Origin of the sequence: Gardnerella sp. DNF00354 (genome assembly GCF_049262755.1) — a bacterium.
Taxonomy (GTDB): Bacteria; Actinomycetota; Actinomycetes; order Actinomycetales; family Bifidobacteriaceae; genus Bifidobacterium; species Bifidobacterium vaginale.
Genome location: NZ_CP058402.1, coordinates 1,474,383 through 1,491,509, shown reverse-complemented (window position 1 = coordinate 1,491,509; position 17,127 = coordinate 1,474,383). Strand labels below are relative to the sequence as shown.

The window sequence follows — 17,127 nt, the reverse complement described above, 5'->3', positions numbered from 1 at the left end:
AGCTTTACATACTTTTGGACCTATAACCCACATATCAATTGGTAATGTCAAACAAATTCGCGCATAGTTTGTGGATATTTACTGATTAGTGTTATAGGAGTATACTATGAAATGTATAGCGAACGCAAATAGTGTGGTTCACGGTAGAACTTCATCAGTGCGCAAAATAAGGAATATGTGCCATTTTACGTGAATTAACGATTATTGCGTATCACGAGGGTGAGGGATATGAAGAAAAATATGAAGCATCGTGTGTTAGCAGTGTCTAGTGCTGTTTTGTGTGTTGTAGCTATGACCTTGAGCGTGACCGTGCTGCCTGGACTGGCTTATGCAAAAATAACGAAGAATCCATTGTTTGCTGCTGTTTTGGCTGCTGCTGCCGAGAATAATAGGGGTCAAAGTAAATCGGGTGAAGGGGGAGCTAAGGGGGGAGCTGGTAAAGAAGGAGCCGGTAAAGAAGTTAAAGGGGATAAGACTAAAGAGGTAGATAAAAAAGAAGGAAACAGGGCAGCTAAAGGGGAAGCTGCTAAAGATAGTGAAGGAGTAGACAATAAAGGTAGTAAGGGGAATAGTGAAAATCCTAATGGGGTGGGGTCTGTAAGTAACAGCAATAGTAATGGCAATGGCGCTGGCGATACTACTGTGAATGGCACTGGCGATGCTGCTGGGAATGGCGCAAAATCTGGCAAAGATGCCAATGGTGAAAATAAAAAGCCTAATGTTCCTGCGAATGCTCCTAAGAATAAATCAACAGAAAAAGACAAGCAGGCAGATAAGAACAAGAAAAATAACGAAGCTAATGGCAAAGACGCAAAAGAGAAGGCTAAGAAAAAGACTGAGGAAAAGGCTAAGTCTAAAAAAGAAAAAGAAAAAGCTAAAAAGGAAAAGGCTAAAAAAACTAAGGGTCAAGATCGTGATGCAGATACTCTTGAGAAATTAAACCTAGACCAAGTTAAAAAGCTTCCTGCTTGCGTGGCTAAAATTAACGAGGATAATACTAAAGTTACGATTACGTCTCCATCAGGGGAAGATAAATGTGCTATCAGTGCCGAACGGAGTGAGGCATTTGATGCTATTCGTGAAGAAATTAAGAATCTCTCTGCTGATGGTAGCGAAATCGATTTTGTAGACGGTGTTAAAGCGTATGGCTACGGTAGTTTGTCAAAAGATAAGGAAGGTCTTTTTTCAGGGGAAAATATTAGTAGCATTGGCAACGACGACAGGTTTGATGTAAGTAACGTTACAGACATGTCCTATCTATTTAAGGATTCCTCATTAACTGATTTTAGTTTTTTGAGTGAGTGGGATGTGAGCAAGGTTACGAATATGGAGAGCATGTTCGAGGGGTGCGCTGGTTTAAGTGATATTAGCGGTTTGGCTAATTGGAAGGTTGACAATGTTACGAACATGAGTGGCATGTTCAGTGGTTGTGCTAGGCGTATCTACGATGATGATGGCAAGATCACTGGTGTAACAGGATTGACTGATATAAGTGCGTTGAGTAACTGGAATGTCGGCAATGTTAGAAATATGTCTGGAATGTTCGCGTCTGTTATTAAGGACCAAGATAAACATGATGCTTTGAATCCAGTAGAAGGGTATGCAAGTGAGATGGCGATTACTTCGGTTGAACCTCTAAGTAAGTGGAATGTTAGCAAGGTTATGAACATGAACAGAATGTTTGAGGGTTGCACCGAGATAAAAGATTTTGACGGTTTGAAAGAATGGAATACTAAAAGCGTTTCGGCAATGAGCGGTATGTTCGAATATTGCAAGAGTATGAGTTCGCTTAAATTTTTGGAAAAGTGGAATGTAAAGAACGTTGAATACATGATGGTAATGTTTGCGCTGTGCGGCAACATCGAAAGTACTGAAGGCTTAGGAAATTGGGGTGTAAGTAACGTTAAAAAAATGGATGGCATGTTTGCATATTGCTCTAAGCTCAATAGTATCAGTGGATTATCTAATTGGAATAAAACAGGTAAGAGCAGTACAGACCAATTAGCTAGCACGTTTAGAATGTTCTATGGCTGCAGTTTTCTTACTAGTCTTCAACCTTTGAGAGGCTGGAATGTTGGCAGTGTTGAGAACATGAGCAGCATGTTTGACGGTTGTGGCAGTCTTACTAGTCTTGAACCTTTGGAAAAGTGGAATGTTGACAATGTTACGAAAATGAGTAGCATGTTCAGCAGTTGTAATAGCTTAACCAGTCTTCAACCTTTGAGCGGTTGGAATGTTGGCAGTGTTACGGACATGAGCAGCATGTTCAACGGTTGTAATGGCTTAACCAGTCTTCAACCTTTGAGCGGTTGGAATGTTGGCAGTGTTACGAAAATGAGTAGCATGTTCAGCGGTTGTCATAGCTTGAGTAATCTTAAAGGTCTAGAAAAGTGGAATGTTGGCAGTGTTGAGAACATGGGCAGCATGTTCTCCGATTGCTACTTTGAGCATACAAACAAAAAAGGTGATGTAGTAAAAATAACAGGATTGACTGATATAAGTGCATTGAGTGGCTGGAATGTTGGCAGTGTAACGAATATGTTTAACATGTTCAGTGGTTGTACTCGCTTGGGTAATCTTAAAGGTCTAGAAGGGTGGAATGTTAGCAATGTTACGAATATGTCTAGCATGTTTTCTGATTGCAAAAAACTTACCGGCGCTGCGGATTTAAGCAAGTGGGATATTTCAAAAGTTACGGATTTTACTTTGATGTTTTCCAATGCAGGAGCAGAAAGCGGCGACAGTCTTATATTAGATTTCAGCAATAAGAACTTTACAAAACCTACTAATTCTGAGTCTACTACTGTTTCTGTTGATGGTATGTTTGGTGGTTTTAAAGGCACGTTGATTGCGAATGGATGGGAGTCTCAAGGTTTTGATGATCATCCTGATGATGATCCTATCAAAAGTAATTTTGCTACGGGTGGAATATTCTCCCTCGATGAGAATTATCACAGCAATAATATAGTCGTAACTAATAATGTTACGATTTTAGATACAATTTCAAACGATGATGATTTTAAAAATATTGCATACTACATTCCTGTTAAAGCCAAGCTAATGGAGCCTGGCGATATAAAAAATGACAATATGACATGTGATTGCAATATAGACTCGGGTGGCACTACTTATACTTACTATGTTCCTGCACTTTATAATTCGAGTAATTTAGAGAAGGAGCAGGATGAAAAATCGCAGGATTATGCGTACAGAATTGTAAAAAATAGTTTCGCTTCAAAGTTGCGGTATGCTATAGATAATAATCAAAAGGAAGAGCCTCCTGAGACTGAGTCGCGTAGTGCAAAGCTGGAGTCGCGATCTGTAAAAGAAATGCGATCTGTAAAAGATGGCGATTCCGGAGATACCGGAGATAGCGGAGAACAGGGCAATACTTATAAAATCATGTTTAAGAAGCCAAGCGAAGGTGGTTGCACCTGGACAGAACTTGGCGAAGGTGAAGGTGGTGCTGTGCCTGTTAGTAATCCAAAGTCGCCTTTAGTGTTCTTCACTACAATGTACTATTTGGAGACCTTTGTTCAGCCAGTGCCTTTGCCGCATACTGGCGGCCAGTCGGCTGTTATGTTTACGTTCTTGTCTATTGGACTGTTCTCAATGTTCGCTGTTGCTGGCGCGTTCGGTCGTCATGGATGGGTCGCGTCTGTGCTTCCAAGCACCGCTTTGGCTGGGTTTGCAAAAGTTTTTAGCGGCGGTGCGCTCGATGTTGCCTCTGGTGCTAAACACTGCTTTGCACATTCTGTTGCACATTCTGTTGTAAGTGGTTCTATGCTTAAAACCGCTGTAAGTGCAGCAATCGGCTTCTTTGCTCGGTTCCGAGGCGACGGATCCACCTTCTGCAAGCATGCTAAGCAGCTTTAATATCGCTGCGCTCCTACCTGCTTGAGAGCGCAGAGCACAAGAGCGTAGCGCGCGCGAAAGCAACTCGGAGCGCCGAGCTTGCTCAGGGTTGAAAGCACACTGTGCTTTCAACGCAAGCGAGGTCTGCCTTCGTCTCGATTGACGAAGGCAGGGCTGAGTCGTAGGGTGGCGCTTTAGAAATTAGTTTTTGTGGTTGGTGTGCGCATGGCTGCGTGAATACTAACCAGCATATATCCAGCATATATTGTGGTTGTGCTTATTTTAAATGACTGTATATTGTGGTTATGACACGCCCGAAGTTTGCGACAATAAAATTGTTTGTAGCAAAATATTCTAAAAATGTGTGTTATTTTGAATATTTTAAAGTATTTAGCGATTATTTTCATAAAATATAAGAATTTTTAAAAATGTTATCAAATTCGTATATTTGACTTGAAATCCAGCATGGGGGGGGGGGTATGCTTACAGCTGTGCATTACGAAAGGGGTTACATTCTGCCTGATTGTTAATGTGAGCCTTTGTGTTTCGTTAATTTTTAGGCCATTAAGTTTAAAAATTGTTTACGATGATATAAGGCGAGTATGCTATGACTGCTCCGGAATCTAATACATTTTTAAAGCGTGTACGTGCAATTCGAGATTTTGTTGCTCGTCACATTGACTCTGGCGTTGCAAGAGAGTCTAAAAAGGCTTCTTGCGCCGCTTTGCGCTCAAACGCGTCCAAAAACGCGTCTAAAAATGTATCCAAAAGCTCGTTCGTAAAATCATCTAAAAATTCGTCTCGAAAAGCGTGTGGTTCGTGCACGAGTCGAGCGTTACTTTCGTTATTTGTAGCATCTGCAACGTTGCTTGCTACTTTTGTGATTGCTCCAACTTCTGCTTTAAGCGCTGGTGAGAATACTGGTGAGAAAGTTAGCACTGGGGAGACTGTTGGTGCTAAGTCTGATTCTGCTAAGAGTGAGGGAGAGAATAAGCAGCAGCCTAAGCAGAGTGAATCTAATAATACTGAACTTGATAAGAAAGATACTGGCTCTTCAAGCACTTTAACTAATAATAAGGAATCGAATCCTGTTGAAAAGCAGCAGAATGCTGGTAACAAGGTTGATGATAAGGCTAAGTCGACTGATTCTGATGTAAAGAAAAACGCTAAAGATGCCCAAAAGAAAGCTGCTTCTGCGGATGCTGTTAACGGCACTGACAGAAGTGTGAAAGACGCTGGTCTCTCGGAAGAGTGTGGTAGTAAGCCTTTTAAAAGATGCTATGTTGTTAGCTACTATAATGATAAGATTGTTGTCGATAATAATCATCCTGTTTTAATACAGCCTGGTAACACTATAACTATTAAGCCAAAGTTCAAAATTAAAAGTACAAATAAACAAGCTGATATGCCGAGCGGCGTGTGGTTTAAATTAGAACAATATCTTAAATATCCTGTACCAAGTTGGGCGAATTTTGAAAAAGATAATGGTGCCACTAAAGTTAAGGATACTAGTAAAGATAAAACAGGCTTTGATGGTTCTGTTAAGTTGCGCCCAGGCAAATGGGATCGCGGTAGTTATAAATTTAGAGTTTATGCATATTACGAAAGCGAAAAAATATACGCTACAATAAGTGTAAAAGTTGATGTATCTGACGTGCAGAATGATTTAAAGCTGAGCTTATATGATTTTGTGAATAAGCAAGCTGGTGCTCAGATAAAAGATAATAAAATTATTATAGAGCCAAAGTCTAATAGTCAAGGTGCTGGCGTTACTGACAAGAAAGATACTTACGATTCTATTAATAAGCTTTTTATTGATTCGCGATCGAAAGATAAGCTTGGTTTTATTTATCATCGTATGATTTGCCATGAAACTGGTAGTGATGATAATGCCAGTTATACGTTAGACAGTGTTAATGGTTTGAGTCTAGGTACGCAGACTCAGTTCGAGCATAAGGAAAATCAGAATCGAACTGATGAAAATTCAGAGAATTCTGCTGTGTATGAAAATGATGATTATATTGAGCGCTCTCAAAGTTGGATTACTGGCACGCCTACAAAGGCTGGGACTTTTGTGTGCGAAGTGTTTGCTTTGAAGCCTTCTGAATTAAAAATAGAAGAATATATTTCTGGTGCTAAATTCCCTAAAGTTAAAGAAACGTCTACAATGATAAAAGAGTTTGACGAAAGAGTCAAAACTAATAAAGATATGAAGTTATTGTTCGATGATCCAAAACAAAACATAGTTGAAGATAAGTGGACTAATAAGGCGGATATTCAACAAGGCATTGACTGGGATTATAAGTCAGTTACGATTGAGGTGAAGTCGAGTGAGCCGCCAAAACCAACAATTGGTGATAATGATCTTACGCTGAAAGTGTATCCGTTTAATGGTTCTAAAACAGCGTTGACTAGCGACAATAACAAGATTTCTGCGATACTCGGTATGAGTCTTAAGCCGTTTGTTGATGCTACTTCTGCGGCGGATAGCGCGAATAAGATTACGTTGCGCGTGCTCTGCTCGAAGGGCGAGAAGAAGGATTCTGGCTCGCAACCAACTCAGCCTTCTGGATCATCGCAACCTGCTAAACCGTCGCAAGCTGAGGAGCCTCTTGAATACAAGACTTGGAGCAGTAATCTTGCTGAGCTTGGGTTGAGTGTGCCTGCGGATGATAATCAAAATACGTGCCACTCTAATAAAGAAGGCGAGAAGACTTGCGAGTCGGTTGATCCAAATAAAAAAGTGGCTGCGCGAACTGATATGGAAGTGAGTATAAAGCCGACTGATGTTGGCAATTACCAGTGCGTTGTGTTTGCGCTGAAGCCTAAAGCGCTCACTACGTTTGATGATGCAATAAACAAATTAGCTCAATCTGGCAGTTTAACTCCTGATTCAATAAAATCTGCGCTAACTACTGCTAAGCCAACGGCTTTTAAAGAAAATAAGGATTTTGCTGCTTTTAAGCTCAATATTGATTCGGTGAGTAATTTTACTTTGCCGCACACGGGCGGTCAGAGTTGGAATTTGCAGCTTGGTATTCTTGCCGCATTATTGGTGAATCTGTTGGCTGCTGGCTTTGTGGTAAGTCAAAGTGAGCGCGGTCGCAAATTAATTTTGGGAAGGTGGCGAGGCTTATGCAATCACGTATAAAGCAGTTGTATATGCATTTACTCGCGGTGCTTCGCATAAGGCGACTACGTACGCATTTGCGCATAAAGCCTTCCTGTTTAGCGCATTGTTTTATTGCGTATTGTTTTATTGCGCAGTCTTTCGGGATTCGGGAGCGTGATAACACAAGGTAAATGCCAAAAATTTTAAAACTTTACTCGTATGAGCATGATAAATGCAAACTAACTCTCTACTTGCCGTAAAACGGCAAATGAAAGGAGTGAACATGAAAAAGTTCACTAATAAATTCGTGGCGGCGGTTGCGTCGCTTGCGATGGCTGGCACGCTGTGCGTAGCCGGCGCTGTAACCGTATCTAGTGTTGCGTGGGCGAAGGGTAATAACTTGATTTCAGGAGGGCCGAGTGGACCTGCTCCGGCTCCGTGGGAGAAGGTTGCTCCTAAGAAAGGTACTATAACCATTCTTAAGTGCGTGAAGGATAAGGACGCTAAAACTCCTTCTACTCCTTCTTCTACTACTTCTGCTACTTCTACTAGAGGTGGTGGGAAGCATGTTCCTCAGGGATCAACGGTTTCTTGCATTGCTGGTTTTAAGCCACTTCAAGGTGCTGAGTTCAAATTGACTAAGGTCACTTCTGTTAAAGAAGGCGGTAAAGATGTTACTTTAGATCTTAAGTCGTTTGAGTCTTGGCAGAAGATTGCGAAACTTGTTACTAAGCTTAACGATCACACTATCGCAGATAGTGGTGAAAACGCTGAAATTACACTCGGTACCGTGACTGAAGGTACTGGTAAAAATGTGTTCACTGCCACAACTAGCGATAAGGGTATAGCCAAGTTTGGTACTAAGGATTCTCCTATTGATCTTGGCTTGTATAAGGTTGAGGAAACTAGCGCGCCTAAGGGCTATGGTGTTTCTGACTTGCAATCCTTCTATATGACGCTTCCTTTGCCAGAGTACACCACGACTGGCAAGGATGCTAAAACCAAGACGACTGTGTCGTACAACTATAATCCTACTGTGACGCCGAAGAACAAGGATCTATCGTCTACTATTCAGAAGGTTTACGATAAGACTAAGTTCGCTAGCGTGAAGGATAAAGTGCCTTTCACGATTACTGCGGAAGTGAACAAGGCTAAGCCTAAAGATGGTAAGTTGACTGCTGCTAATCTTCAGGGCTATAAGGTCTTCGATGATGCTCCAACCGCTGCCTTGACAGTACAAAAGCCTGCTGGATCAGCAACTACTCCAACTCTTGCTGATGCTGTGAAGACTGTGAAGATTGGTAAAACGACTCTTGAAAAGGGTACTGCAGCTGAAGAGAAAGATTACAAAGTCACTTTAGTCACTGATAGTAATACAGATGAAGGTAAGGATCTTGCTGCTGGTCACACTCGTATTCTTGTAACGTTTACTAATGGTGGCTTAGGTAAGATTGCTGATGCTTTGAATAATGTTCAGGATGGTCAAGAAGTTCCTAAGGTTACGGTAGATCTTGAGTTTGAGATTGATCCTAATTACCAGACTGCTTCTGTTTCTGAAACTGGCACTGCTACCGACACCACTAAGGATCAGATTATAAACAAGTCTGGCTTCTTCCAGGCTCATGAGAAGAATGAGAGTGACCTGCCACCAATCATTCCTGATAATGAGCATTCTAAAGCGACTATTGACTTTGGATTCCTTCAGGTTAATAAGTACTACATGAAGGATGGTAAGCAAGAACCGCTTAAAGATGCTGAGTTCAGGATTTTCGCTGATGAGAAAAAGGCAACTGCTTGCGCTCAAGGTCTTAAGGAAAATAAGGAACTTGACAAGATTAACGCTTGCAAGGCTGCGTCAACTATTGGTGATGCTGCTGGCGCTACTACTGACGTACAGACTGCTACAACAAATGATAGCGGTAACTTCGCGACTGTATACAAGACTCGCGCTGGCGTGCCTGTTTATCTTGTTGAGGTTAAAGCTCCTAAGGGTTATGCGATTTCTCCTGTAGTCCACGCTGTGACTGTTACGAAGGATCAAACTACGACTGAGCCGTTTGAGGACTTCCCACTTAAGGGTGGCGAAGACGGCAAGAGCTTCTGGTTCAACCTTCCTGCAACCGGTGCTTACGGCGTGCTGATTTTCGCATTGGCTGGTATTGGTTTGATCGTTGCTAGTGTGATCCTTTACGTGCGTAATCGTAAGGAAGAAGAACAGCAGAACGCTTGATTAATGCGTTAGCCGATGTTGATTAGATGACGTTCGGCTTAGCGTTCAAAAGATTTAGGCACTTTGTACCAGGACACGCCAGCGTAGAAACAAAATGCTAAATGCATTTTGTTTTAAACGCTGCGGCGTGTCTTCTGGTACAAAGTGCTCTAATCTTTTGCGCACTACATGGTTGAATGCATTACGCCAAGTAAGGTGGAGATTCGAGATTTTTCGCAGCGGATGAAGCGAACCTCAGCATGAAATGGTGATTCGCTGAAGTAGCAAGAAAAATCGAGAATCTCGGTGATGAAAGATACGCAAAAGTTTTAGATATTCAGAAGGTTTGATGTATTTCTCTACGAGCAATAAATAGCGCCAACCTGAAGCCTTAGAATATTAACGTTCATAAGCTATCCGTAAAGGTGCGCGTCACTTGCGAGGAGAGAAATACTCAAACCTCGCGCAACAGTAAATAGAGAATGTCGCTCGCGCGGTCTAAGCGCGCTCGTGTCTTCGCCGCACGTAAAGTCCACTGGACTTTACGTTTGAGCGGCTCAGCGAATCGAGGTGACTTCTCGCGCGCTATGCAGCTCGAAGTCGTCGATTCGCATTGGAGTAGGAATGAAGCCTAATAAGAAGGAAAAGCAAGCAAAACGCAAGAAATCGCATTTGCGCCGCATCTTAGAGCCAATCGTCCTAGCGCTTGCAGCAATCCTGTGCTTCACGTATCCGGTGGCGTCAACGCTGTGGAATAACAAGGTGTCGAAAGAGATTTCTGTAGCTTATGATCGGTTGAGTCGTAAGCAAACTGCTAGCGCTAGAGAGAAGATTTTGAACGCGGCTCGTCGTTATAATGCGCGTCACAAGTCGATTATTACGGCTGATCCTTACGATGGCACAACGGATTATATGAAGACGCCGGAGTATAAGGAGTATGCGAAGCAGCTGGATGAGCCAATGGGGATTATGGGAATCGTAAAAATCCCAAAGATTGGCGTTAAGCTGCCGATTTATCACGGTAGTTCGCAGGATGTTTTGGCATATGGAGCTGGCCATTTGTATGGCACGGATTTGCCGGTTGGTGGAAAAACTCGTCACGCTGTTGTGACGGCGCATACTGGTTTGCCGAATGCGACCATGTTTGATGATTTAGTGGAGTTGAAGAAGGGTGATTTCTTCTACTTTGACGTACAAGGGGAGACGCTACGTTACAAGGTGTTCCGTATTAGCGTTGTTGATCCGCATGATATTAGGTTGTTGCAGCGCGAAAAGGGGCGCGATTTGGCGACGCTGCTTACTTGTACGCCGTATGGTGTGAATACGCAGAGGCTGCTGGTTACGGGCTATCGCGTGCTACCGGATCCAGTTTCAGTGCCGGGCGATAAGCTGCAGTGGCCGCTTTGGATGACGCTGTTCGTGCTCGCGCTTATTGGATGTTTCGTGATTCTTGCCACGATGATTATTGCCGCGGTTCGCAGGCATCGTAAGAATATTGCGCCGCATGGAAGGCATTTAAACTAACGCTGGCTATAGCGCGGTTTGTGATGCGAGGTTTGTATTTTGTGACCGAGCGTTAGCGTGCTTTCTGCGTATGTGCCGCGGTTTGTAGAATACGCTTGCGTGTAACGCGCGTATATGTAACGTGTGTATATGAAACGCGGTTAAAAAATTTTTAATAGTTTTATTGTAGTGAGTTAGTGTAGTTGATTACTTTGAGCGTATTTTAGGCGTAAACTCACGGTTTTACATACTCTATCGGGGTATGTTTTTATATTTCTTGATTTCGTAAATAGTATTTTTTAGCTGTCTTAATTTTAATGAATTTTTGGTGTTTTTCTTGATTTTTGCCTACGGGGGTCTTAAGAGTTAACTAGCCATTTAGTGGCTATGACTGTATCAGGATTACGTGGTTATTCTGGCAGTCATATTCTTCGCACGCGTAAACGTTAGAAGGAAGAAGAAAGGAAAAAGATTATGTTAAATAAGAAAGCGATTGCCGCATTCGCTGCCGGTGCCACACTCGTCTCCGGTTTAGCAATTGCCGCGCCAAGCATAGCCAACGCTGATAGTAGTAATAGTGCTAATCAGAATCAAAATGTAAACACGCAAACTGACAAATTAGCTCAAGAGAGAGGCTTTGGCTAAGAAGGCTGATGCTGAAGGCTTCACTTTCGTTGCTAAGCAGATTCGTAAGGCTAAGACTGTTGAAGGTGCTCGTAAGGCTTTAGCTAATGCTAAGGCTCGTGCTGGCGAGGCTACTGGTGATAGTGGTAAGAAGAATAAGCTTGGTAATACTGGTAGCGCAGTGTCCTTGGTTGGCATGTTTGCTGCTGTTGTTGCTGCTGGTGTAACACTTTTTGCTGGTAAGCGTCGTGGTGTTTCTCGTCATTGCAACAAGTAGTAGCATGTTAAGACTGGACTTTTAGTCTGGTTTTTATTGTGACTGATTGCCTCACTTCGTGATATTTTTCGCGGAGTGAGGCTTTCTGATATTAATACGGTTGGGATTGTGGTTATATGCCAAAAAGTTTACTGATAATGGGATTTCAAGAGGACAGACATTGGCTGATCTGAGGAAAGTTCCGAAGCACAAAGATAATGTGTTTGTGCTCAAACAGGTAGACAGGAAAAAATTTGTAGAGACCCTAGTTGAAGGATTGGAAAAGTTAGATAAAGAAGTGTAAAGATGATGTAATGCATATTGCTGAAATATAGAAGTTATATAGCAATGGACCAAATAAAGATAGAGACTTATGTTTGCTATCGGCTTTACCTTTGCATTCTGCTTCATAGCTACTTGAATGGGATGTTGTGTTGCGCTCGCAAACTAATTGTGATGTATTTGATAAGGTGATTGATTTTGATGAATATTAAAAATTGCAAAGTAAGATGCTTCAATAGAGTATAAATGTTATTTTCTATGTGTTAACGTGATAATTGTTACTCAGCAATAGCTCTTTTAGAGTTTTAAGCGTGCTTATGTTTGAGTTTTTGACGTAATGCTCGTATAATTTTACACGTAAAGCACATTTAAGTTTATGAGGTGTTGCGCTATGACTGCCCAAATAATCGCTAGTCTTAAGAACGGTTTGAAAGGCATATAAAAGCATATAAAACAGCTTAAGATACGTATTCTTTAGCAGTATTAAACACGCATTGCATATGATGTTTGTCATTATGTTTGCACATGCGTGCTAGTTTTTCTGTGGTTTTTGCACGTTTTTTGCATGTTTTTGCGCGTTCTTATCGTTCTTGTAAGCAGGCGTTATCTTTTCTTATCTAACTAACTTATTTTCATTGTTGAAATTTATTCAATAATAGTAAGAATTAAGGTTTAATAACAAGTAAGAACGAAGCAATAATAATGAATAATAATATAGAAAACGCAACTAATAGTCACGATAACAATAATAAGCAGTCAACTAGCAACTTAATATTGCGTATTGATAATATAACAAGATCTTATTCTCGTGGATTTGGTCGTAAGAAGACAACTCGCCAAGTTTTACATAACGTATCTTTTGATATTCATTCTGGTGAAATATTTTGCTTGCTTGGTCCGAATGGTGCAGGTAAAACAACTACTGTGAAAATTGTTGGTACGTTGTTAGCTCCTGATAGTGGTAGTGTTCGTATTGCCAATATTGATGCTGTGAGTAATCCTCGAGAAGCGCGTAAGCACGTGTCGTTACTTCTTGGAGGTGAGCGAGGATTTTATCAAAGGTTAAGTGCATTAGATAATCTTCGTTATTTTGCTGATCTTTCTGCTGTTCCATATAGGGAGCAAGGTAATCGTATTCACGATGCTCTTGAGCAAGTTGATTTACTTGATAAAGCTCATGATGCTGTTCAAACTTTTTCAAGGGGAATGTGGCAGCGGTTGCATATTGCTCGATCGCTGGTTGCTAGAACGGATCTTATGCTTTTAGATGAGCCTACCACTGGTTTGGATCCTGAAAATGCTAGGAAAGTACGTGAAATTATTCATGCTTTACGAGATCAAGGAATAGCGATTTTGCTAACTACGCATGAGATGAGTGAGGCTGAAAAATTAGCTGATACTGTTGCTGTAATAAATCACGGTAATATTATCGCTCAGGGAAGTGTTCAGCAGTTGGCTTCTTTGCAGCATATTGATCATGTAACAATGTACGCGTATGACGGTGAACTATCAAGCGGAACTCCTAGTGTTAAGGAAGAATTGCAAAAACTTGATGGAGTGTTGTGGTGTGATGTTTTTGAATCGCATGGAGTGTTAAATATTACTATCGCGTGGAGCAAAACATTATCTCAAGAACGAAATATTAAAATTCCTGTTGATGGGATTACGCGTTTAGGTGATCGCGATGCAAGTTTGGAAGAAACGTATCTTGCTATTGTGCAAAATGATAATATTTCTGCATCAAATACTTCTACTTCTACTGCTACGCCGTCTTCTTCGTCTTCTTCACTTTCATTGAGTAAGTAGGAGGCTTAATATGAATACTTCTACTCATTCATACGCTTCTGTGATTCGTGGCATGTGGTTTCAGCTTAAAAGCTTAGCAAAAACAACGTTTTTCTTGCAAAATGCGATACTTGCTCCAGTATGTTTTGCGTTGATGAAAATTGTTGCCTACTATGGTTTTTCTCATAATTGTGCTAATTGTCTTAATAATATTTGGGTTGATTCTTCTATAGCTGGATTATGGTCTGCTACAACTACTGCTGTTGGAATTATTGGATACCAGCGTTATTTAGGAACATTGCAATATTTAACTTTAAGTGTTATTTCACCTTCTGCAGTGTTTCTTCCTATTGTAGGATCCGCAGCTTTACTTGGGTGCATTGGTATGCCGCTCGCGATTATTACCGTTGCTGTTTTCTGCCATGGGTTCTTTATGATAACATTCACGCAGTTAGTTGGATACTTACTTTCTATGCTTGCTTGCGTAGCTTCTGCTGCATTATTATCTGGAATTTTTGTATTATGCCGTAAAGCTACAGTTTATGAAGGTTTGATTTTAATTCCTGTATGGATGCTTTGTGGAATAGTGGTCCCTGTAGAATCAATGCCATTGCCTGCTCGCATTATTGCGTTTATTCATCCGCTTACGTCTGCAGTGTGGGTGGCTCATGCGCAATCGTTTAATGCTACTACTGTGTTAGCAATTGTGTTATGTGTTGTATTATCCAGCGTTCTGCTTGTTATTGCAAGCTTTATGTTACGTCATGCTATTCGACTTGCAACGCTTAATGGAAGTTTGAACATAATATGATACGAAATAATAATCAGGTTGAAACTATGCAAAATAAAATTATTCAAAATAGTAAGTGCGTTAGATTGCATCAATATAATCAATATTCACAGTATGGTCACGTGAGCGTGTTATCTAGTATACGAACTGGCGCAAGAGTGAGTATACAGAGTATACCTAGCTTAAATAGTTGGAATACTGCTGTTATACGTATGATTATTGAGCCTCTTTTATCCACGTTCTTATACGTTTTTCTAGCTGGAGCTGTAAGTGGAGGATTCAATGGAGCAGCTAGTGCTGCAACTAGCGCGGGTTTTAATCATAGTTTGATTGCTTCAACTCTTGCTGCTGTTATGGGAGCGTGTTCTATTTCCACAAGTATGACTGTGTCAGAGGCGCTAGCATGGGATCGTTTTGAAGGCACAACACCATTCGTGCTTACAAGCGCAAAAGTTGCATTACCATTATGGTTCGGTCGTATTATTGCGCTCGTGACTATTTCTTTGGTGAGTGATGCTGTGACTTTGTTTATAACAATGCTTGTAGTAAGCCCGAGTGCTTTCTTGACGATTAATATGAGTGCGTTGATGCTGTTGTTCCTCATTGTTCCTGTTGCTTCTATGGGATTTGGTATTGCTATAGCTGCTATGAGCATGATGATGAATGATGTTTATACTATTTCTAACGCGCTTAGTGCAATACTTCCTATTGTTTGTGGTGTGATTGCTCCAATTAGCGTATTTACTAAGATGATGCAATACGTGTTATATGTGATTCCAGTAACTCATGTTACTCAAGCATCGCGTAGTATAGTTGATGGTTCTGTAAATGTTGGCGTATTGCTACTTGTGATTCTTGTTGTTGGCGTGTTATGGGCAATTGTTGGTGTGATCATATGGAATGTTGGTGTGGCGGTTCAACAGCGTAAAGGTACTTTAACAAATATAGGGTTTTAGCTGATAAATATGGGATTTAGTTAATTATATAAGGATTTTATTAGTGGATATAGTGGCGGGTGGGTGGTACTAGAAGCATATTGATTATTGGCATGAATGAGAGCAGAGCAATGAGGTGGATATCGGTCTTCGGCGCGTTGTGTTGTATGGCGCATCCACCTTGGATTTTGTACGTTCTCTGTTAGTTTTTTATAAATTTGAAACAGCTATTTTCACATAATTATGTGCGCGTGTACTAAGAAATGCCATGTTACGATTCGTAACGCTTGTGTTCTCGTTCGTTCCTTTTCTATTCATATGTTGTTCGTTAGCATGTAATTACGCAGAGCGATTATTAATTGCATTACGAGCAAAACAAATAATCGTCAAGGACGAAAACTCATAGCCAATGAAAGGAGTTATACGATGTTGTTAGGAGAAAAAATCAGAAATGCGCGCGTGGAAGCGGGTTTAACTCAGGAAGAACTTGCTGAAATGATTATGGTTTCGCGTGCTGCGATAGCGAAGTGGGAAGGTGGTCGCGGTCTGCCGGATGTTGCAAATTTGAAGGTGATTGCGGATGCGTTGGGTGTTACTGTCGACTATTTGTTGGATAAAGACAATGCTATTGATTTGTCAATCATTAAGAAGCCTATTGATTTAGCGAAGTATGGTCTTAATGCAAAATTGGGTGTTCGTAAGAAGATCAAGATAAAGGAACAAATTATTCGCGATGAATATGCAGACGCTGAAATTATTATGCTCACGGTGACGAAGTTTATTCCAAATTCGTCTGAAAAGTTTATGGATAATTTTATCGGGTGTATTACTACTTTGTTCGATGGTATTCCTTTGTTTGATACGTTTGCATTCAGTAAAGCGGTAGAGAGTATTGGCAGTGAACAGTATTACTTGGTGAATAAAAAAGAAAAGCAATTTTTTGTGCTGATAACGGATGAGTATATTATTAGCAGAATGATGCGAGTAAAGTTCACTGATAAGAAGATGTGTGTTGGGGATAAGGAATTTACGCAAGTTGGTAAGTTGCGTGATAAGTAAGAACCAGGAACCGGTAGTTGGTTGGGAATTGGTCAGGAGAATGTGGTTTTCAGTTTTGATTTCCGCATTCTCCTGATTTTTATTTTCCGGGTTTTGTACATGCTTTTAGTGTTTTTACATGACAGTTGATCATAAGAAATGAAATTCGATTTTTGCACACATATAAAAATGCATATTCTTTGCATCTAGCTAGTCTACTGAAATTATTTGACCTATGCGTCAAAAAGTTCATTGGCACCAAGTCATGATTTTGACCATATAAAACGTTACATTGGGCTTTTAGAAAGATATGTCACATATTGTCTAATTTCCATTATTTGTTGTTGATAATATTTTCTATGTTTCTGCCTGCATTTTACAAATGATAGCAAGCGATTGCAAGCAAATGAAAGCAAAAGTTTAATCACTATTTAAATTAGGATGAATGAAGTGAAGTCATTGCAAACAGAATTGAGAGCATTACCATTTTTTTAAATACGATATTAGCGTGAATGTTGAAAGAGTGTAGATCACTATAACGCGCATTATAAACAGCATAACAAATCTTATAAATGGTCGTGTGTTTATATATGTGTTATAAGCTAAGCCTGTCTGATTCGATTCTTAATAAAAATGCTGCTAATTCTTTATTTGAATAAGCAGCATAAGTATCATTATTATTTTTTAAAAAGTGACATGTACAAACATACCTGACAATATTAATGAATCATAAAATCA

Annotated in this window: 10 protein-coding genes; all 10 read left to right on the top strand. The window is 40.6% G+C overall.

The window, feature by feature from the left end:
- The first annotated feature begins 228 nt into the window (after positions 1-228).
- The 10 genes from HXT24_RS05920 to HXT24_RS05875 all read left to right on the top strand — a co-directional run bounded on the left by HXT24_RS05920 (position 229) and on the right by HXT24_RS05875 (position 16,410).
- Positions 229-3,876 carry a BspA family leucine-rich repeat surface protein gene (locus tag HXT24_RS05920; RefSeq protein WP_422119345.1) on the top strand — a complete coding sequence of 1,216 codons (3,648 nt, stop codon included), beginning with the start codon at positions 229-231 and terminating at the stop codon, positions 3,874-3,876.
- Between the two features lie 586 nt (positions 3,877-4,462).
- Positions 4,463-7,006, top strand: coding sequence for a hypothetical protein (locus tag HXT24_RS05915; RefSeq protein WP_422119344.1), 2,544 nt, complete (start codon positions 4,463-4,465; stop codon positions 7,004-7,006).
- Positions 7,007-7,250: 244 nt separating this feature from the next.
- Positions 7,251-9,197, top strand: coding sequence for a SpaH/EbpB family LPXTG-anchored major pilin (locus HXT24_RS05910; RefSeq protein WP_422119343.1), 1,947 nt, complete (start codon positions 7,251-7,253; stop codon positions 9,195-9,197).
- Between the two features lie 603 nt (positions 9,198-9,800).
- Positions 9,801-10,700: a class C sortase gene (locus HXT24_RS05905; RefSeq protein WP_415681023.1), complete on the top strand. Its 900-nt coding sequence runs from the start codon at positions 9,801-9,803 to the stop codon at positions 10,698-10,700.
- A 453-nt stretch (positions 10,701-11,153) separates the two neighbouring features.
- Entirely contained in the window at positions 11,154-11,324 is a 171-nt protein-coding gene (locus tag HXT24_RS05900) for a hypothetical protein (protein ID WP_422119342.1), read from the top strand.
- The gene (locus HXT24_RS05895) at positions 11,317-11,580 is read left to right on the top strand and encodes a hypothetical protein (RefSeq protein WP_422119341.1); all 264 of its coding nucleotides are present in this window, start codon (positions 11,317-11,319) and stop codon (positions 11,578-11,580) included. The genes HXT24_RS05900 and HXT24_RS05895 overlap by 8 nt, the downstream gene beginning before the upstream one ends.
- Before the next feature lie 963 nt (positions 11,581-12,543).
- The gene (locus HXT24_RS05890) at positions 12,544-13,647 is read left to right on the top strand and encodes an ABC transporter ATP-binding protein (protein ID WP_410311805.1); all 1,104 of its coding nucleotides are present in this window, start codon (positions 12,544-12,546) and stop codon (positions 13,645-13,647) included.
- Between the two features lie 10 nt (positions 13,648-13,657).
- On the top strand, positions 13,658-14,437 hold the full coding sequence (locus HXT24_RS05885; RefSeq protein ID WP_410311804.1) for an ABC transporter: 780 nt from the start codon (positions 13,658-13,660) through the stop codon (positions 14,435-14,437).
- Complete coding sequence (locus HXT24_RS05880; protein ID WP_422119340.1) at positions 14,434-15,372, top strand: ABC transporter permease; 939 nt, start codon at positions 14,434-14,436, stop codon at positions 15,370-15,372. Before HXT24_RS05885 ends, HXT24_RS05880 begins: the two co-directional genes overlap by 4 nt.
- Positions 15,373-15,777: 405 nt before the next feature.
- On the top strand, positions 15,778-16,410 hold the full coding sequence (locus HXT24_RS05875) for a helix-turn-helix domain-containing protein (RefSeq protein ID WP_410311802.1): 633 nt from the start codon (positions 15,778-15,780) through the stop codon (positions 16,408-16,410).
- Positions 16,411-17,127: the final 717 nt, after the last annotated feature.